Origin of the sequence: Amycolatopsis lurida, assembly GCF_900105055.1 — a bacterium.
Lineage (GTDB): Bacteria > Actinomycetota > Actinomycetes > Mycobacteriales > Pseudonocardiaceae > Amycolatopsis > Amycolatopsis lurida.
The window spans coordinates 6,583,515-6,601,259 of record NZ_FNTA01000004.1; the positions used below are offsets into that span (position 1 = coordinate 6,583,515).

17 protein-coding genes are annotated in these 17,745 nt (G+C 70.3%); 7 read left to right on the top strand and 10 right to left on the bottom strand.

What is annotated here, in order from left to right:
• Nucleotides 1-16: 16 nt before the first annotated feature.
• From BLW75_RS36255 to BLW75_RS43045, 3 genes are read left to right on the top strand one after another with little or no spacing between them, the layout of a single operon-like run.
• A complete protein-coding gene (locus BLW75_RS36255) occupies nt 17-652 on the top strand; it encodes an SRPBCC family protein (RefSeq protein WP_034321123.1) in 636 nt (211 codons plus the stop codon).
• A gap of 42 nt (nt 653-694) precedes the next feature.
• Complete coding sequence (locus BLW75_RS36260) at nt 695-1,753, top strand: NAD(P)-binding domain-containing protein (RefSeq protein ID WP_034321120.1); 1,059 nt, start codon at nt 695-697, stop codon at nt 1,751-1,753.
• A 49-nt stretch (nt 1,754-1,802) separates the two neighbouring features.
• Nucleotides 1,803-1,940 (top strand): hypothetical protein, encoded by a 138-nt coding sequence (locus BLW75_RS43045; protein WP_167373476.1) that lies wholly within the window; start codon nt 1,803-1,805, stop codon nt 1,938-1,940.
• 1 nt (nt 1,941) lies between these two features.
• Here BLW75_RS43045 and BLW75_RS36265 read toward each other — a convergent pair whose 3' ends face one another.
• Both BLW75_RS36265 and BLW75_RS36270 read right to left on the bottom strand, forming a co-directional pair.
• On the bottom strand, nt 1,942-2,802 hold the full coding sequence (locus BLW75_RS36265; RefSeq protein ID WP_091599109.1) for an SDR family NAD(P)-dependent oxidoreductase: 861 nt from the start codon (nt 2,800-2,802) through the stop codon (nt 1,942-1,944).
• A gap of 3 nt (nt 2,803-2,805) precedes the next feature.
• Nucleotides 2,806-3,351, bottom strand: a complete 546-nt coding sequence (locus BLW75_RS36270) for a nuclear transport factor 2 family protein (protein WP_241784017.1) — start codon at nt 3,349-3,351, stop codon at nt 2,806-2,808.
• Between the two features lie 103 nt (nt 3,352-3,454).
• Here BLW75_RS36270 and BLW75_RS36275 point away from each other — a divergent pair, with 103 nt between their 5' ends.
• Nucleotides 3,455-4,348, top strand: a complete 894-nt coding sequence (locus BLW75_RS36275; protein ID WP_034321118.1) for a LysR family transcriptional regulator — start codon at nt 3,455-3,457, stop codon at nt 4,346-4,348.
• Here the strand turns inward: BLW75_RS36275 and iolD are convergent.
• The 7 genes from iolD to BLW75_RS36310 are packed head-to-tail and all read right to left on the bottom strand — an operon-like array spanning nt 4,329 to nt 11,706.
• Complete coding sequence (gene iolD / locus BLW75_RS36280) at nt 4,329-6,167, bottom strand: 3D-(3,5/4)-trihydroxycyclohexane-1,2-dione acylhydrolase (decyclizing) (RefSeq protein ID WP_091599113.1); 1,839 nt, start codon at nt 6,165-6,167, stop codon at nt 4,329-4,331. The genes BLW75_RS36275 and iolD overlap by 20 nt on opposite strands.
• On the bottom strand, nt 6,164-7,054 hold the full coding sequence (gene iolB, locus BLW75_RS36285; protein ID WP_034321115.1) for a 5-deoxy-glucuronate isomerase: 891 nt from the start codon (nt 7,052-7,054) through the stop codon (nt 6,164-6,166). The genes iolD and iolB overlap by 4 nt, the downstream gene beginning before the upstream one ends.
• Complete coding sequence (gene iolC, locus BLW75_RS36290; RefSeq protein WP_034321114.1) at nt 7,051-7,983, bottom strand: 5-dehydro-2-deoxygluconokinase; 933 nt, start codon at nt 7,981-7,983, stop codon at nt 7,051-7,053. The genes iolB and iolC overlap by 4 nt, the downstream gene beginning before the upstream one ends.
• Complete coding sequence (locus BLW75_RS36295; RefSeq protein ID WP_034321111.1) at nt 7,980-8,765, bottom strand: ATP-binding cassette domain-containing protein; 786 nt, start codon at nt 8,763-8,765, stop codon at nt 7,980-7,982. Before BLW75_RS36295 ends, iolC begins: the two co-directional genes overlap by 4 nt.
• Nucleotides 8,762-9,796, bottom strand: coding sequence for an ABC transporter permease (locus BLW75_RS36300; RefSeq protein ID WP_034321107.1), 1,035 nt, complete (start codon nt 9,794-9,796; stop codon nt 8,762-8,764). The genes BLW75_RS36295 and BLW75_RS36300 overlap by 4 nt, the downstream gene beginning before the upstream one ends.
• Nucleotides 9,793-10,782 (bottom strand): sugar ABC transporter substrate-binding protein, encoded by a 990-nt coding sequence (locus BLW75_RS36305; protein ID WP_034321104.1) that lies wholly within the window; start codon nt 10,780-10,782, stop codon nt 9,793-9,795. The genes BLW75_RS36300 and BLW75_RS36305 overlap by 4 nt, the downstream gene beginning before the upstream one ends.
• Before the next feature lie 24 nt (nt 10,783-10,806).
• A complete protein-coding gene (locus tag BLW75_RS36310; RefSeq protein WP_034321101.1) occupies nt 10,807-11,706 on the bottom strand; it encodes a sugar phosphate isomerase/epimerase family protein in 900 nt (299 codons plus the stop codon).
• A gap of 114 nt (nt 11,707-11,820) precedes the next feature.
• Here BLW75_RS36310 and BLW75_RS36315 point away from each other — a divergent pair, with 114 nt between their 5' ends.
• The 3 genes from BLW75_RS36315 to BLW75_RS36325 all read left to right on the top strand — a co-directional run bounded on the left by BLW75_RS36315 (nt 11,821) and on the right by BLW75_RS36325 (nt 14,570).
• Nucleotides 11,821-12,825, top strand: coding sequence for a LacI family DNA-binding transcriptional regulator (locus BLW75_RS36315; protein WP_034321099.1), 1,005 nt, complete (start codon nt 11,821-11,823; stop codon nt 12,823-12,825).
• A gap of 4 nt (nt 12,826-12,829) precedes the next feature.
• Nucleotides 12,830-13,831, top strand: a complete 1,002-nt coding sequence (locus tag BLW75_RS36320; protein WP_034321096.1) for a Gfo/Idh/MocA family protein — start codon at nt 12,830-12,832, stop codon at nt 13,829-13,831.
• A 154-nt stretch (nt 13,832-13,985) separates the two neighbouring features.
• The gene (locus tag BLW75_RS36325; RefSeq protein WP_241784015.1) at nt 13,986-14,570 is read left to right on the top strand and encodes a hypothetical protein; all 585 of its coding nucleotides are present in this window, start codon (nt 13,986-13,988) and stop codon (nt 14,568-14,570) included.
• Here the strand turns inward: BLW75_RS36325 and BLW75_RS36330 are convergent.
• Entirely contained in the window at nt 14,567-17,545 is a 2,979-nt protein-coding gene (locus tag BLW75_RS36330) for an AfsR/SARP family transcriptional regulator (protein WP_034321093.1), read from the bottom strand. The two genes, BLW75_RS36325 and BLW75_RS36330, sit on opposite strands and share 4 nt — an antisense overlap.
• Between the last annotated feature and the right edge of the window lie 200 nt (nt 17,546-17,745).

A 17,745-nucleotide genomic window follows, 5' to 3' on the forward strand; every position in this document is an offset into this window, starting at 1 on the left:
GAAGGGAGGTCGGCCCGTGCGGCTCGACCACGAATTCACCGTTCCCGCCCCGGTCGACGAGGTCTGGAAGGCCGTCGTCGATCCGGAACGGGTGGCGCCGTGCATGCCGGGCGCCACCCTCACCGAAGTCGACGGGGACGCCTTCAAAGGCACGGTGAAGGTCAAGCTCGGGCCGATCTCCCTGCTCTACAAGGGAACCGGCCAGTTCGTCGAGAAGGACGCCGACGCGAAGAAGGTGGTGATCAAGGCCGCCGGGAAGGACGCCCGCGGGGCGGGCACGGCGTCGGCGACGGTGACGCTCACCTTGACCGAGAAGGACGGCGTCACCCACGGCGCCGTCTCCACGGAGCTGGCGGTCACCGGCAAGCCGGCGCAGTTCGGGCGCGGGATGATCTCCGAGGTCGGCGGCAAGATCCTCGATTCGTTCGCGGACTGCCTGTCCGGCAAGCTCACCACCACGCCCGAGCCTGAGAAACCCCAGAACCGCCCGCCGTTGCAAGCGGTCAAGCAGGTCACGGAGGGCGAAGCCATCGACCTGATGGAGTACGCGGGCGAATCCGTGGTGAAACGGGTGGCGCCGGCGCTGGTGGTGCTCGCCGGGGTGCTCCTGGTCGTCGCGATCGTGCGGGCTGTGACGCAGCGGACACAGTGACACAGAAGGAAATAGTGGCTCCTGCCCGCCGTTGAACCCGGTATGAAGGCGGATCACGAAGTCGACGTGGCGGTGATCGGGGCGGGTCAGGCGGGTCTGTCGGCGGCGTATCACCTGCGCCGCGCGGGATTCGCCAACGAGACGGGCTTCGTCGTGCTCGACCACGGCAAACGACCCGGCGGCGCCTGGCAGTACCGCTGGCCGTCGCTGATCGTGGAGAAGGTCCACGGCATCCACGACCTCCCGGGGATGGCCTTCGGCACCCCGGATCCGAAGCTGCCCGCGGCCGAGGTCGTTTCCGACTACTTCGGCCGCTTCGAACGCACCTACGATCTCCCGGTCCACCGGCCCGTCGACGTCCTGTCGGTGAGCGCCGAGGGCGATCGGCTGGTCGTGGCGAGCGTGGCGGAAACCTGGGCCGCGCGCGCGGTGATCAGCGCGACCGGCACCTGGGACCGGCCGTTCTGGCCGCACTATCCGGGGCAGGAGACCTTCCGCGGCCGTCAGCTGCACACCGCCGACTACACCGGCGCCGAGGATTTCCGCGGCCAACGCGTCGTCGTGGTCGGCGGCGGTTCGTCGGCCGTCCAGCTGTTGCTGGAGATCGCGCCCTTCACCCGCTCGACGCGCTGGGTGACCCGGCGCCCGCCGGTCTGGCGCGACGAGCCGTTCAGCGAGGACTGGGGCCGGGAGGCCGTCGCGAAGGTCGATCGGCGTGTCCGCGAGGGCCTGCCGCCGAAGAGCGTCGTGAGCGTGACCGACCTGGCGGTGACGCCCGAGGTACGCGCCGGCCTCGACGCGGGGATCCTCGACCGTCACCCGATGTTCCAGCGGATCACGCCGGACGGCGTGGAGTGGGCGGACGGCACCTTCGAGCCCGCCGACGTCATCCTGTGGGCCACCGGGTTCCGTGCCGCGATCGACCATCTCGCGCCGCTGCACCTGCGCGGGGCGGGCGGGGGCATCCGGATGGACGGCACCCGCGTCGTCGCCGAACCGCGGCTGCACCTGGTCGGCTACGGCCCGTCCGCCAGCACCGTCGGCGCGAACCGGGCGGGCCGCGCGGCCGTCACCGAGATCCGGCGCCTGCTCGGACGCTGAGGTCGTCGAGGATCCCGGCCAGCTCGGCGGGCCGCCGGAAGAACCCGGCGTGACTGCTCGCGAGGTCGCGGACGTCGAACGACTCGGCACCGGAATCATCGGGGCGCCGGTCGCGCGCAACCTGAGCAAGGCCGGACACGGTGCCGAAGACATGGCGGCCGGGTACTTCGCCAGCTTCGTGAAGTGAGTCAGCCCGTCAGGTAACCGCCGCTCGCGTCGACGTCGGTCCCGGTCACCGCGCTCGAATCCGGGGAGCTGAGCCACATCACCACGGTCGCCATCTCCTCCGGCCGTACGATGCGCTTGATCGGATAGTCCTGCGCGATCTGTTCGTAGGTCAGGCCGAAGGCCTCCGCGGCGCGGCGGAGCATCGGGGTGTCCACGGCGCCCGGAGCGAACGCGTTGACCCGGATGTTCTTGTTCGCGTACTCGAGTGCCGCGACCTTGGTCAGCGACGTGACACCGTGCTTGCTCGCGTTGTAGGGCGCGATGGTGGCGAACCCGACCTCCGCGGAGATCGAGGCGGTGTTGACGATGACGCCACCACCCTGCGCGAGCATCCGCGGGATCTCGTACTTCATCCCGAGGAAGACCCCGGCCGTGTTGGTACGCCAGACGTCCTCCAGTTCGGCCAGGGTCTGCTCGGCGAGCGGTACCGCGCGCGGGCTTTCGATCCCCGCGTTGTTGACGGCGATGTCCAAGCGGCCGTAACGGCGCACGCACTGGTCGACCAGACCGCGCACGTCGGCCTCCACCCGGACGTCCGCGCGGCGGAAGGTCGCCTCGCCGCCGCGCGCCCGGATTCCGGCCGCGACCTCCTGGCCTTGCTTTTCGCGGCGGCCACAGAAGAACACCTTCGCACCCTCGTCCGCCATCGCCCGCGCCGTGGCGGCACCGATACCCGAGGTCGCGCCGGTGATCAGCACGACTTTACCGTCGAACCGGCCTCGTGACCGTTCCGCGGCGGTGGCCGCGCCGGTCGGCGCCATGGCCGTCGCCGCGAGCCCCAAGGCACCCGCGGTCAGAACTCGCCTGCGTGAGGTGTCCATCGCTCAGCCCTCGGCGAGACGGTCGGGAATCCGTGCCAGCGGATACCGCCGCCAGAAGAACGCGTCGGCGGCGTGCTGGTCGGAGGCGAAGTTGATCGCCTCGGCGATCCGCTTGCCCTGGATGCGATAGGCGAGCACCCAGGTGATGTCCAGCCCGGCGGGCGTGGTGCTCCAGCCGCGGTGCAGATCGACCACCCAGTCGCCGTCCGCGGCCAGGTACAGCACCTCCGCACGGAATCCCGCGCGGGCGAGCTCGCCGAAGAAGGCGATCACCTCGTCCGTGCCGGTCTTGGTCCCGGCGAGCGGATGGTGTCCCGGGATCGTCCACCGGATGTCCGGTGTGAAGAACCGCTTGAGGGCGTTGAGATCGCCGGAGCCGTAAGCCTCGTAGTAACGGCGGATCAGCGCGACATTGGGGTGCTCCCGGGTCCGCTCCGGCACGGCGGAGGCGGTGCCGCCGGTCAGGGGCGTGGCCAGCAGCGCGGCGGCGCCGGCGCCGCCTGCCCGCAGGAACGTCGCCCGGTCGATCGGTGTCCTTCGGTCTTCCACGGTCTTTTCCCTCCAGAAGTGGCTGCCGTCCACGCAATCACCGGAACCTCACGGCGGTCCAATGCCCGTACCCATACGTTCTGGGCATCGGGAGGATCGGGACATGGATGTCGACACGAGGGTGCTGCGCTATTTCGTCGCCGTCGCGGAACATCTGAGCTTCACCAGGGCCGCCGAAGCCCTGTTCGTCACGCAGCCGTCGCTGAGCCGCCAGATCCGGCAACTGGAGTCCCGGCTCGGCACGGATTTGTTCACCCGGGGGAACTCGGAGATCCGGCTGACCGCCGCCGGTGAGGTACTCCTGCCCGCCGCGCGCCGCCTTCTCGCCGACTGGCAGTTCACCGGCCGTCTCGTGCGCACGGCCGCCGCGGCCGCGGGCAACGTGCTGCGGGTCGGCTTCGTCGCGACCGGCGGCGGTCCGCTCGCCCGGCGGGCGCGGACCCTGTTCACCGAACGCCACACCGATGCGACCATCGAACCGAAGCGGTTCGACTGGGGTGGTGAGGCGCAGGCCTTACGTGACGGACTCGCGGACATCGCGTTCGTCTGGCTACCCGCCGATCTGACCGGTTTGCACGCCGAAGTCGTCGCGACCGAACGGCGATGGGTCGCCATGAACGCGTCGCATCCCTTGTCGGCCAAGGAAGAAGTCGTCATCCACGATCTGCGCGACGCGCCTTTGCTGTGGACCCGCAACGCTCCGCCCGAGTGGGTCGACTGGTGGGCGGTCAACCCGCGTCCCGACGGCTCGGCTCCGAACTGGGGGCCGGAGAACGGCAACGTGGAGGAGATGCTCGAACTCGTCGCCACCACCGACGCGGTCTGCATCTCGCCCGAGTCGATGGCGAGGTTCTACGCGCATCCGGATCTGGTGTGGCGGCCGATCGTCGACATCGAGCCACTGCGGATCGCGCTGGCTTGGCCGAAGGAGAGCACCGGCCCGCTGGTGGGAGCGTTCGTGCGGGCGGTGCGTCTCGTCAGCTCTTCAAGTATCTGACCTGTCCGGCTTTGCTCTCCTCGAAGTCTCCACGTCCGGAAAGGTGTTCCGGGACGCCGACCTCCCACCAGGCGCCGGCTTCGGTCCACGAGTCCGGCCGGGTGCGCACCACGACCACCGCCGGCCGGTGTTCGGCCACCGCGGCTTCCCGCGCCTTCGCGTACGCCGCCCGCACGTCGTCCACAGTGGACGCCGTGAACACCGCGCACCCCAGCGATTCCGCATGCCGCGCGAAGTCGACCCGAGGGGGAGTGGTGTGCGCGCTCCGGCAGTCACCGAGGAAATTGTTGAACGGCTTGCCGCCTTGCCCCTCCTGCAACCGGGCGATGACCGCGTAGCCGTCGTTGTCGCAGACCACCGCCACGAAGGGATGTCCGGCGAAGGCGGCCGAGAACAGCTCGGAGTTCAGCATCAAGTACGAACCGTCACCGAGCATCGTGGTGACCAGGCCCTCGGCATGCGCCATCGCCGCACCCCAGGCGCCCGCGAGTTCGTAGCCCATGCACGAGAACCCGTACTCGACGTCCATGCTGATCGAGCCCGATCCGCGCCAGCCGCCGATCAGTTCGCCCGGCATCCCGCCGGACGCGGTCATCACGTAGTCGTGCGGCTCGGAGAGGTCGTTGACCACGCCGACGACCTGGGCGTACGTCGGTACCTCGCCGGAAGCGGCACGCAGGCTGTCGACGTGCGCGTCCCAGCGGCCGCGCTCCGCCGAGGCGCGCTCCGTCCATTGTGGATCGGCCTGCCAGTTCTCCAGCTGGGTGGCCAGATCCACGAGGCCCGCGTCGGCATCGGCCACGACGGCCAGCGCGCCGTGCTTGACGGCGTCGAACCGGGCGGCGTTCAGGGTGACCAGCCGGACGTCCGGGGAGAACACCGTCCAGGACGCCGTGGTGAAGTCCTGCAAGCGGGTGCCGACGGCCAGCACCACGTCGGCCTCGGCGGCCAGGACGTTCGCCGAGGCCGAGCCGGTGACCCCGAGCGGGCCCGCGTGCAGCGGATGTCCGTGCGGGACCAGGGTGCGTCCCGCCGTGGTTTCGGTCACCGGGATTCCGTGCCGTTCGGCGAAGGCCAGCGCCCGCGCGCCCGCGCCGGAATACCGGACGCCGCCGCCGAGCACCAGCAACGGTTTCCGCGCCGCCCGGAGCAGGCCCGCCGCTTCGGTGAGCGCCCGGCGATCGGGCCGCGGGCGCTGCGGGCGATGGGTCACCGGCGCGAACAACGCGTCCGGGAAGTCGTAGGTCTCCGCCTGGACGTCCTGGGGGAGCGCCAGCGTCACCGGACCCGCGTCCGCCGGATCGGTCAGCACCCTGGCGACCTGTGGCAGCGTTGAAAGCAACTGCTCCGGCCGGGTGATCCGGTCGAAATACCGGCTCACCGGGCGGAAGGCGTCGTTGACCGTGGCCGTCGGATCGCCGAAATGCTCCACCTGCTGCAACACGGGATCCGGGGCGCGGCTGGTGAAGGTGTCGCCGGGGAGCAGCAGGACCGGCAGCCGGTTCGCGTGCGCGACCCCGGCCGCGGTGACCATGTTCAGCGCGCCGGGACCGATCGAGGACGTGACCACGCCGACCTGCCGCCGGTGCGTCGCCTTGGCGTAACCGACCGCCGCTAGCGCCATGCCTTGCTCGGTCTGCCCTCGCCACACGGGGAGTTCGTCGCGGTGCTCCTCCAGCGCGGTGCCGAGACCGAGGACGTTGCCGTGCCCGAAGATCGCGAACACCCCGGGGAACAACGGGACTTCCCGCCCGTCCAGGGTTTCCGACCGCTGCGCCAGCAGCCAGCGCACCAGGGCCTGCGCCGTGGTCAGCTTCATGAGACCCGCCCTTCGTGGCTCGTGACCGGGCAACGCGGATCGAGTTCCTGGTCGTTCCACGTCTCGCGGACCCAGCCGTGCGCGGGGTCGTCGCAGAAGGCCATCGACCGTTCGTCGGCGGGCCCGGCCAGGACGTTCAGGTAGTACATCGGATAGCCGGGCGCGGCGACGCAAGGACCGTGGTAGCCGCGCGGGATCAGGAAGACGTCGCCGTCCCGGACCGCGACGTCCTCGTCCAGTTCACCGTCGGCGGTGTACGTCCGGTGCAGGCCGAACCCTTCACGAGAAGGGGTCACGCCGTCGCGGCCCGCGACACGGAAGTAGTAGATCTCCTCGTTGACGACCTCGCATTCGGACGCCTCGTCGTGTTTGTGCGGCGGATACGACGACCAGTTGCCGCCCGGGGTGATCAGCTCGCAGGCGTTCAGCTTGTCCGCGTGGTCCCAGACACCGGGCACGCCGAAGTTGGTGACCTGTCTGGTCGCCTGCCCCGCGCCGCGCACCTCGACCGGCACGTTCTCGGCCGGCCCGTAGCGCGGTTCGAGGCGGCGGGTGCAGCGGGCCATCGGCAGGGCGACCTCGATCCCCGCGACTGTCGACAACTCGACTTCGGCGTCCCTTGGTACATAGGCGAAATCCGTGACGCGGGTGAATACGGAATCCCGCCCGGCGAGGGCGAAGACCTGCCCGTCGACCCGGACGGTGCACGCGCCGGACAGGGGCAGGACGAACGCTTCGTACTCGCCCGTGCGCACCAGCCTGGACTCCCCGGCGGCCAGCGAGAGAACCCGCAGGCCGCTGTAGTCCCAGCCCGCCGAATCCGGGGTGAGCCGGACCGGGTCCCGCTCGTCCGAAAGCGTCCCGAGTGGACGGTGCAGCTTGCTCACAGCAACTCCTCGATCTCGTCGGCGGTGGGCATGGCGTCGGCGCAGGCGAGCCGGGAAGCGACGAGCGCGCCCGCCGCGTTGGCGTAGGTGGCGATGCGCACCGGCTCCCAGCCGGACAGCAGGCCGTGGATGAGCGCGCCACCGAAACCGTCCCCGGCGCCGAGCCCGCAGACGACCTCGACGCGCTGGGGCGGCACGGTCCAGCGGCCCTCGGCGGTGGCCACCAGCACCCCGTCCGCGCCTTTCTTGATCACCGCCAGCTCGACACCCCTGGCCAGCATCCGGGACGCGGCCTCGTCGGGATCCGCAGTGCCGACGGCGACCTCCGCCTCGGTGCGGTTGCCGACGGCGACCGTGACGTGGTCGAGCATCCAGCCGATCTCTTCGTGCGCCGTTTCGTTGTCGGGCCAGAACATCGGCCGGAAGTCGAGGTCCAGCACGGTATGCGACCGGCGTCCGCGCCGCTCGAGCATCTTGCGCTGGGTGCCGCGCGCCGGTTCGACGGAGACACCGGTGCCGGTGACCCACAGCAGCGGAACGGATTCCACGACGTCCCAGGGCACGTCGTTCTCGGTGATGGTCAGGTCCGGGGCGACGGGGGACCGGTAGAACAGCAGCGGCGGATCCGCGGGCGGGTCGAGCGAGCAGAACACCACCGGCGTCTGCAATCCGGCCGACGTCCCGACGTGCTCGGGGGACACGCCGAATTCCCGCAGCGCCTGCCGTACGTACTCACCGAAGCCGTCCGGGCCGACCTTCGTCAGCACCGACGTCGAGCGGCCGAGCCGCGCGGCGGCGACCGCGACGTTGGTCGCGGTGCCGCCGAGCGACTTGGCGAAGGTGCTGACCCCGGCCAGCGGCACGCCGCTCTGTTCGGGGTAGAGGTCCACCCCGACGCGGCCGACGGTCAGTGCTTCGAGAGCGGTCATGAAGGGGACTCCGCGGCTCGCAATTCGTGTTCGAGGGCTTCCAGTTCCGCGCCGCCCGCCATCTGCCGGGTCAGCTCGGCCAGCTCGATCTCGGATTTCTCGTACGCGCCGAGCGACACCCCCCGTTTGAGCAGCAGGAAGCGATCGGCCACCGGGTACGCGTGATGCGGGTTGTGCGTGATCAGCACGACGCCGAGCCCGCGGTCACGGGCCTGCGCGACGTACTTGAGCACGACACCCGCCTGTTTGACACCCAGTGCGGCCGTCGGCTCGTCGAGGATCAGGACCTTCGCCCCGAAGTACACGGCCCGCGCGATGGCGACGCACTGTCGCTCCCCGCCGGACAGCGTGCCGACCGGCTGCTCGACGTCACGCAGGTCGATACCCATGTCGGACAACGCCTTCTTGGTCGTCTCGCGGCCTTTCTTCCGGTCCAGCGCGCGGAACGGGCCGAAACCGACCGTCGGTTCGGAGCCGAGGAAGAAGTTCCGCCATACGCTCATCAGCGGGACGACCGCCAGATCCTGGTACACCGTCGCGATTCCGCGATCGAGCGCCTCACGCGGCGAAGCGAACTCGACCGGCTCGCCCTCCACCAGGAACTCGCCCCGGTCGTGCCGGTGGACTCCGGCGAGGATCTTGATCAGGGTGGATTTGCCGGCGCCGTTGTCGCCGAGCACGCAGGTGACCTCACCCGCGTCGACCACGGTGGAGACGTCGCGCAGCGCGATCACGCTGCCGTAGGTCTTGCCGACGTCCTTGACCTCGAGAAGACGACTCATCGCCGCACCCTTTCCGCGCGTCGCCGGAAGGCGTTGTTGACCAGGACCGCGGACAGCAGCATGACGCCGAGGAACAGCATGAACCAGTCGCTGTCCCAGCGGGCGAACACGATGCCCTGCCGAGCCATCCCGAAGATCAGCGCGCCGATGGCGGCGCCGATCGCCGAACCGAATCCACCGGTGAGAAGGCAGCCGCCGATCACGGCCGCGATGATGTACTGGAACTCCAGCCCGATGCCCTGGTTCGCCTGGACGCTCGCGAACCGCAGGATGTTGATCGAGCCGACCAGCCACGCGGCGAGCGCGGTGGTCATGAACAGCAGGATCTTCGTGCGCACCACCGGGACCCCGACCGCGCGCGAGCTCTGCGCGGACCCGCCGACGGCGAAGATCCAGTTGCCGAACCGGGTCCTCACGAGCAGCCAGGCCGCCAGCACGGCGAACCCGATCCACCAGAGGATCGAGATCTGGAACGCCGTCCCGCCGATGTCCACTGTGGACGCGAAGACGAAACCGGCGGATTCGTAGCCGTCGGCCGAGCGCATCCCGGAGACCTGGACGGTGCCGGTGACCAGGCGGGTCACGCCGAGGTTGAGCCCCTGCAGCGCAAGGAAGGTGCCCAAAGTGACGATGAAGCTGGGCAGCCCGGTGCGCATCACCAGCCAGCCGTTGAACGCGCCCACCGCGAGGGCGAAGACCAGCGACGCGAACAGCGCGAACCAGACGTTCCAGCCCGCCTGCGTCGCCAGTGTCGCGGTGACGAGCGCGGTGGACGCCGTCATCACGCCCGCCGAGAGATCGAACTCGCCGCCGATCATCAGCAGGGACACCGCGACCGCCATGATGCCGAGCGTCGAGGCGTCGTCCAGCCAGGTCGCCACGCCGCTGCCGCTGAAGAACTGGTCGGTGACGAGGGTGAAGAACAGGAAGACGACGGCGGCGCCGAGCAGCGCGCCGATCTCGGGACGGACGACCAGCCGGTCGAGCAGCCGGGGTTTCGCGATCCGTTCGTCGAGCATGGTGGTTGTCATCGCGTGCCCCTTTGCACGTACTGGCCGACGGTGTCCACTGTGGATTTGTCGACCAGATCGGGTCCGGTGAGGACCGGCTTCCCGCCGCCGACGACGTTCGCGTTGTCCCGGTAGAGCTTGAGGAACTGCACCGGGAGATAGCCCTGCTCGTACTGCTGCTGGTCGACCGCGAAGACCACGTCGCCCGCCTTGATCGCGCCGACCACGTCGGTGTTGAGGTCGAAAGTGCCGACCTGGGCCTGCGAGCCGACCGCCTTGATCGCGCTCACCGCGCGGGCCGCGACCTGGGAGTTCAACGTCAGAACGGCGTCGAGGGAGGAGTCGGTCTGCACCGCGCCCCTGATCCGGGATTCGGCGTCGGTGGGGTTGCTGATGTCGACCTGCAGGGTCTGCACGTCGCCCGCGAAGCCGGTCTTGGCGCCGTCGCACCGCTGCGCCTGCCCGACGTTGCCGGCCTCATGGACCACGCAGAGCAGCTTCTTCTTACCCAGTTCACGGAACTTCTTCCCGGCTTCCTCGCCGGCGATGGTCTCGTTCTGCCCGACGTGGGTGAGCGCGCCGTAGCCCGCGCTCTTGTCCTCTCCGGAATTGATCGTGATGACCGGGATCCCGGCGCGGACCGCGTTCTCGATCGAGGTCTTGAGCGCCTCCGGGTTCGCCATCGACACCACCAGCCCGCCGACCCGCTGGGCGACCGCGTTGTCGATCAGCTTGGCCTGGTTGCCGGGGTCTCCGTCGGAGTTGTACTCGACCTGGACGTCGAGCTGCCTGCCCGCCTCTTCGGCGCCGTTCTTGACCACGTTCCAGAACGCGTCGCCCGCCGTGCCGTGCGAGATGACCGCGACCCGCAGCGGCCCGCCGGGTTGCGTCGTCGCCGCGCCCGGCGACGACGCAGCGGGTTTCTCCTCGGCCTTCGGCCCGGTGCACGCGGACAGGAGCAACAGCCCCGCCACGACCACCAAGGCCTTTTTCAAGCGATGGGACATCGTCGTCTCTCCTCGCTTCTTCCGTTACCTGGCAGCCGGGAGCCGGCTGACGATTCCGTCGAGATGCGCCAGGCTCCTGGCGACATCCCGCTTCGACAGATCCTCCGGGCTCTCCTCGCTCAGCGCGGTGTCCTGTTCGAGCACGTACCAACCGTCGTAGCCCGCCTCGTGGACGGACGTGACCATCGTTTCGATGTCGACGTCCCCGTCCCCGAGGGGGACATACAGACCTTTGCCCACGGCTTCGGCATAGGGAAGCCTGCCGGCGCGGACGTCTTCGGCGAGTTCGCCGCGCACGTCCTTGAGATGCAGATGCCCGACCCGTCCGGGGTATCGCTTCGCCAGCGCGACCGGATCGGTCCCGCCGATCAGGAGATGCCCGGTGTCCAGGCACAGCGGGAGAGGGGAATCGGCGAGGAAACGCTCGACCTCCTCCTCGGTCTCCGCGTGTGTCCCCACGTGCGGGTGCACCACGGTGCGCAGGCCGTGACGCGCGGCGATCTCCCCGATCTCGCCGGAGGTTTCGACGAGGGTCGTCCATTCGGTGTCGCTCAGCTTCGGCCGGTCGTCGTAGCCGTCGAGACCGGTGGCGGCGGCGAGCACGAGCACGTCGCCCCCGCAGGCCGCGAACAGCGCCGCGGACTCCTCGGCCGCGGCCAGCGCGGCTTCGGGGGTCTCGTGCAGTACCACGCCGAGGAAACCGCCGACGAGTTCGAGCTCGTATCCGCCGAGCAGTCCGCGCAGCGCGGCCGGGTCGCGCGGCAGGTATCCGGGCGGGCCGAGTTCGGTGGCGCGCACCCCCAGCTCCGCCATTTCGCCCAGTACGGTGCCCGCGTCGAGCACGCGGCCCCAGCCGGGGACTTCGCAGACACCCCAGGAGATCGGGGCGGCGGCGATGCGGATCCGGGGTGTCGTGGCTGTCATCGGCGGCCTCCGGGAGATCGAGATTAGAGCGCTCTATTGATTAGAGCGCTCTAATCATGTAGCGTCCGTCACAGTAAAGTCAAGGGCAGGGGTGCAAGAGCGGGAGAGTGGAAAATGGCGCGACCGACGATGGAGGACGTCGCCGCGAAGGCGGGGGTGTCCCGTGCGCTCGTGTCGCTGGTGATGCGGAACGCGCCGAACGTCTCCGACGAACGGCGCACGCGCGTGCTGTGCGCGGCGCACGCGCTGGGTTACGAACCGCACGCGATGGCCAGGTCGCTGGCGAGCCGGACGTCGACCGTCCTCGGCGTGATGGTCTCCGACCTTCGCAACGCCTTCTTCGCCGACGTCGTCGAGGGGCTGGACGCGGCGGCCGAAGCGGCCGGGTTCCACCTGATCCTCAACACCGGTGGCCGCAGTCCCGCGCGCGAGCGTGCCGCGCTGAAGAGCCTGCTGTCCTTCCGGCCCGCCGGGGTGATCCTGCTGTCGCCGGTGGTCCCCGCGTCGGCGATCGAGGAAGCGGCCGCCCAAGGTCCCGTCGTCTTGGTCTCGCGCACTTCGCGCGCCGCGGGCGTGGACACGGTGAACGACGACGGCGAGGCCGGTTCCGCGCTCGCCGTCGATCACCTGGTTTCGTTGGGGCACCGGAGGATCGCGCATCTGGACGGCGGGGGTGCGGCCGGTGCGGCCGCGCGGCGCCGGGGCTACCAGCAGGCCATGCGGCGGCACGGGCTGCCCCCGATCGTGGTGCGCAGCGAGCACACGGACACCGCCGGGGAGAAGGCCGTGCACGAACTGCTCGGCGACCCTCCGCGAGGAGGGATGCCGACGGCGCTGGTGGCGGGCAACGACTTCAACGCCGTCGGCGCGATCTCCGCGCTCGAAGAGGCGGGCCTGCGTGTGCCGGAGGACGTTTCGGTGGTCGGCTACGACAACACCTCGCTCGCCGCGCTGCGCCATCTCTCACTGACCACTGTGGACCAGCCGCGCACGGAAATGGGCAGGCTGGCCGTCGAAGCACTGCTCGAACGGGTCCGGGGCGAACGCGCCGAACCGGTCCGCCATCTGCTGCACCCGTCGCTGGTGGTCCGTTCGACCACCGCCGCTCCAGAAAGGTAACCACATGAGGTTGGGACTCGCCGGCACCGGCCGGATCGGCACTTCGCACGCCGAGACCTTGAAGAGCTTCGACGAGGTTTCCTCCGTGGTCGTCGCCGACGTCGACGCCGCGCGTGCCCAGGCCGCCGCGGCGAAACTCGGCGTCGAAGCGGCGGCGGACATCCCCTCGCTGTTCGCGTCCTCTTTGGACGGACTGGTGATCGCCGCGGCGACGGACGCCCATCCGGAGCTGATCCTCCAGGCCGTGGACGCGGGTATCCCGGTGTTCTGCGAGAAGCCGGTCGCCGCCGACATCCCGGGAACGCTCGCGGTGATCGACAAGATCTCCGGTGCCGACGTGCCGGTGCAGATCGGTTTCCAGCGCAGGTTCGACGCCGGCTACGCCGCGGCCAGGGCGGCGGTGGCCTCGGGTGAACTCGGCTGGCTGCACACCTTGCGCGCGACCACGTTCGACCCGGCACCGCCGCCCGCCGAGTACGTCGCGCACTCCGGCGGCCTGTTCCGCGACTGCGGCGTGCACGACTTCGACGTCGTCCGGTTCGTGAGCGGCCGCGAGGTCGTCGAGGTCTACGCGGTCGGGGCCAACAAGGGCGAGCGGTTCTTCGTCGACGCCGGTGACGTCGACACCGCGGCCGCGACCCTGACGCTCGACGACGGGACGCTGGCGGTGGTTTCGCTGACGCGCTACAACGGCGCGGGCTACGACGTCCGGCTGGAAGTCCTCGGCTCGGCGGGCAACGCCGTGGTGGGCCTGGACGACCGCGTGCCGCTGACCTCGGTGGAACCCGGCGTCCAGCCGTTGCCCGGCCCGGCTTATCCCGGCTTCATGGAACGGTTCCGCCCCGCGTACGTCAGCGAACTGAAGGCGTTCCTCGACGTCGCCGCCGGTCGCGCGCCGAGCCCGTGCGGTGCGGCGGACGCGCTGGAGGCGTTCTACATCGCCGAGGCGTGCGAGGTCTCGCGCCGCGAACGCCGCCCGGTCCGCGTGGACGAGGTCCGCGTCTGACCACGGCCGTTCCCGCGGTGGGTCGTGAGTGGTAAGTGTCGTTCTAACGACACTTACCACTCACGACCCCCTGTACCAATGGACGGCAAGGCGTCACCGTGTCGCGAGGCAGGTTCCTGCCATGAATGGTCCGCCGTGAGCCACTTTCGCTACGGTGGCCACGAACCACGAAGGCGGCCCGTTCGTGCCGCCGAACGCGCGAGGAGTGCGGATGCAGCCGAATCCACCGCAGCCCGGCTTCCCGCAGCACGGTCCGCCGACGCCGGGCGGACCCGCGCCATGGGGCCGAACGGCGCCCGCCAAGCCGAGGGCCAACGCACCGGCGGCGAAGGTCGCCGGCATCCTGGCGGTGCTCGCCGCCGTCATGCTCGTCTGGTTCGCGCTCTATAACGTCATCGTCGCCACGGAGTCGGACGGCCGCCCGTCGGGGATCACGGTGCAGAACATGGTCAGCGGCGTCGTCTCCGCCGTGGTCCTGGTGATCGCGGCGGCGTTCACGTTCGCCCGCCGGATTCCCGGCGCGTGGACTCTGTTCGGACTTTGCGCGTTCTACGTGGTCGCGGTCTTCGTGGGGGCGCCCCTGGTGTGGGGCACGCCGTTCGGCGCTCAGGTCAAGTGGCTCTTCAGCTTCGACGACGGCGACAGCACCGCCATGGCGCTGACGATCATCCTCGCCGTCCTGACGGCGATCGCGGCGGCGATCGCGGCCAGTGTGAAGTCGAACGACACCAGCAGCTAAAGCTCGTCCAGGATCAGCTTGGCGCGTTCCTCGACGAGCCGGTAACCGGAGCGGGAGGCGAGCTCTTGTGCCAGCTCGCCGTGCGTCCGGGCTTCCGCGTGCTTTCCCAGTTTCAGCAGGGTTTCCGCGAGCCCGGTCCGTGCGGCGGCCTCGCACCAGAAGAAGCTGGTCGTTCGCGCGATGGACAACGCGAGCCGGTAGTGCTCGGCCGCCTCTTCGGGCAGGCCGAGCCGCAGGCAGACCTCGCCGAGCCCGACGAGCGTCCAGGCTTCGGTGCCCCGGTCGCCGATCTTGCGGGTGAGTTCGACGGCTTCGAGCGCGTCCGCGCGGTTCTGCTCGCTCGGATCCCGCCTGCTTTCGAGCACGGCCCTGCCGGACAGCGCCGTCGCCTCGCCGTAGGTGTAGCCCAGCTCGCGATTGGCCGCGAGCGCGCGGCTGTAGAAGTCGTAGGCGTCGTCGAGGAGGCCGAGGTCGCGGTGCACGTTGCCGAGGTCGACCAGCAGCACCGCGACGCTGAACCGGGCGCCGTCCCGTTCGGAGACCGCGAGCGCGCGGGTGAAGTTGGCGAGCGCCTCGTCGAGCTGGCCCGTCTGCCAGTACGGGAAACCGAGGTTCGCCAGCGCCATCGACACGGCGGGCATGTTCAGTTCTTCGCACAGCCGCAGGGATTCCAGTCCGCAGCGGATCGCCTCCTGCGGGTCGCCGAGACGCTGGTGCACCGCGCTGAGATTGTTGAGCACGGCCGCGCGGCCGGCGTCCCAGCCGTCGAGGAGATCACCGCGCAGGGCGCTGGTCAGGTGTTCGCGGGCTTCGTCGTAGCGGCCGCTGTTGACGCAGGCCAGCGCGATGCTCAGGTGCATCGCGGCCTGCGCCTGCCCCGCGCCGCTGCGGCGGGCGGCCTTGAGGGCGGTCGAGGCCGTGTCGATCCATTCCGCGTGATGCCCGCGTTGGTGGAAGAAGGCGCGGAGCGCGTCGGCGAGATGCCACGAGAACTCGGGCGGGCCGTGTTCGGCGCTGTGCTCGACGGCGGCGGCGAGGTTCGGCCATTCGGCGTCCAGCCAGGCCAGCGCCTCTTCGGTGTCGGCGAAGGGGTTGTCCGCCGGTTCGTCGCGCGGCAGGCGGAGAAAGTGGGGGATCAGGGCACGCCCTGCGGCGTCGGCGGTGCCCAGGTAGCTCTCGAAGAGCCGTCTCTCGGCCGCGTCACGCTCGGCCTTCGAGTCCTCCGACAGCGTGCGGCCCGCCGCGAAACTGCGGAGGAGATCGTGAAACCGGTAGCGTCCCGGGGTGTAGCGCTCGACCAGGTGCGCCGCCGCGAGCGCTTTGAGCTGCTGGTTCGCCTTCGAATGCGGAACGCCGGTCAGCGCCTGCGCGGCGGGAGCGGTGAACGTCTGGCCGGGAACCAGCGCGAGACGGCGGAACAGCTCGCGGTGCTCCTCGGGAAGCGCCCGGTAGGAGACGCCGAAGGCCGTGGTCACGGCACTTTCCTCGGCTCCGTCGACGGTCAGCTCCGCGAGCGGGTCACCACCGGCGAGCTCGCGGGCGAGTTCGGCGATCTCGGGTTCGCCGCTGGCACCGAGGTTGGCCGCCGCGATCCGGAGAGCGAGCGGGAGGTGCCCGCACAGCCGCGCCAGTTCCGCGGCCGCGACGGCCTCGGCGGCGACGGTTTCGCTGCCCAGCACGGCTTCCAGCAGATGTCGTGCGTCTTCGGCGGGCAGCACGGACAGCGGAAGCGCACGAGCGCCGGTGCGGGCGATGAGGTCACCGAGCCGTTGGCGACTGGTGACCAGCACGGTGCCCGAAGGCGGCAGCAGCGGCAGCACCTGGCCGCTGTCGCGCACGTTGTCGAGTACCAGCAGCACCCGGCGGTCGGCGAGGAGGGAACGGAGCAACGCGGCCCGCGTGTCGGTGTCCGGCGGGATGGCCTTGGGCGCGGTGCCGAGTGCCTGCAGGAGCTGGGTGAGCGCGACGGCCGGGGTGAGCGGTTCGTGGTCGGGGTCGAAGCCGCGCAGGTCCAGATAGAGCTGGCCGTCGGGGAACGCGTCGCGGACGCGGTGGGCCCAGCGGACCGCGAGCGCGGTCTTGCCGACCCCGGCGGTGCCGCTGATGACCCAGATGTCGGTGCCCTCGCCCGGGTGCCGGGTCGCCTCGTCGAGCCGTCGCAGTTCGGCCGCGCGTCCGGCGAACCCCCGGACGTCGTGCGGCAACTGGGCCGGGCGGACCGGCTCGGGCCTGGTGGCGGGTTCGAGCGCGGGATCGGCGGCGAGGATGGCGGCTTCCAGCCGTCGCAGCTCGGGGGAGGGATCGAGGCCCAGCTCGGTACCGAGCCGGTCCCGCAGAGCGCGGAACGCCTCGAGAGCGTCGTCGGTGCGGCCTTCGCGGTGCAGCGCGAGCATGAGCTGTCCGACGAATCGCTGCCGCAACGGGTGCGCGGCGACCAGCTCGGTCAGCTCCGCGAGGACCTGCCTGCCGCGGCCGAGCCGCAGCTGCGCTTCGGCGCGATCTTCGAGCGCGGTCCAGCGTGCCTCGTTCATGCCGCCGCGGAGCCGTTGCGCGACCTCGCCGCTCACCACATCGGACAACGCTTCGCCACGCCACAGACCGAGCGCCTCGTCCCAAAGCTCCACGGCGGTCTCGTCATCGGCGTCACGGGCCTGCGCGGTCAGCTCGGTGAACCGGTGCAGGTCGACCTGACGCGGGTCGACCTTGAGCAGGTACCGGGTCCCCTCGGAGACGATCTCCGGCCCGCCCGCGCCGCGGAACACCGCACGCAGCCTGGACACCAGCGCTTGAACGGTGTTCCGTGCGCTGGCAGGGGGTTCTTCGGGCCAGAGCAGGTCGATGATCCGGTCGCGCGGCACCGGCTTCCCCGCCTCCAGCAGCAGAACCGCCAGCACAAGCCGCTGTTTGGGCGAGCCGAGATCGACCGGAACGCCACCGGCCCACGCCTCGACGGCGCCGAGGACGCGGAACTCCACTCGGCCACCTCCGCTCACCCTCGCCAGAGCCTGCAAGCGTAGTGCAAGCGCCCTGCATCCGGACGGCGTGATCCTTGCCAGGTGTCCACCGAGGACCCGTCGCCGGAACCGTGCCCAACCAACCAGACGGGCAGGACCCCCCATTCGGTTCCGGTACGACGGTGGACACCTTCTCCTTGCACAGGCACCGCCATCTGACG

Excerpts from the sequence above, each read along its gene's own strand:
- iolD (WP_091599113.1), bottom strand. The coding sequence starts at position 6,167 with ATGAAGCTGACCACGGCGCAGGCCCTGGTGCGCTGGCTGCTGGCGCAG.
- BLW75_RS36275 (WP_034321118.1), top strand. The coding sequence starts at position 3,455 with ATGGATGTCGACACGAGGGTGCTGCGCTATTTCGTCGCCGTCGCGGAA.
- BLW75_RS36310 (WP_034321101.1), bottom strand. The coding sequence starts at position 11,706 with ATGACAGCCACGACACCCCGGATCCGCATCGCCGCCGCCCCGATCTCC.
- BLW75_RS36300 (WP_034321107.1), bottom strand. The coding sequence starts at position 9,796 with ATGACAACCACCATGCTCGACGAACGGATCGCGAAACCCCGGCTGCTC.
- BLW75_RS36295 (WP_034321111.1), bottom strand. The coding sequence starts at position 8,765 with ATGAGTCGTCTTCTCGAGGTCAAGGACGTCGGCAAGACCTACGGCAGC.
- BLW75_RS36320 (WP_034321096.1), top strand. The coding sequence starts at position 12,830 with ATGAGGTTGGGACTCGCCGGCACCGGCCGGATCGGCACTTCGCACGCC.
- BLW75_RS36315 (WP_034321099.1), top strand. The coding sequence starts at position 11,821 with ATGGCGCGACCGACGATGGAGGACGTCGCCGCGAAGGCGGGGGTGTCC.
- BLW75_RS36265 (WP_091599109.1), bottom strand. The coding sequence starts at position 2,802 with ATGGACACCTCACGCAGGCGAGTTCTGACCGCGGGTGCCTTGGGGCTC.
- iolC (WP_034321114.1), bottom strand. The coding sequence starts at position 7,983 with ATGACCGCTCTCGAAGCACTGACCGTCGGCCGCGTCGGGGTGGACCTC.
- BLW75_RS36305 (WP_034321104.1), bottom strand. The coding sequence starts at position 10,782 with ATGTCCCATCGCTTGAAAAAGGCCTTGGTGGTCGTGGCGGGGCTGTTG.
- BLW75_RS36260 (WP_034321120.1), top strand. The coding sequence starts at position 695 with ATGAAGGCGGATCACGAAGTCGACGTGGCGGTGATCGGGGCGGGTCAG.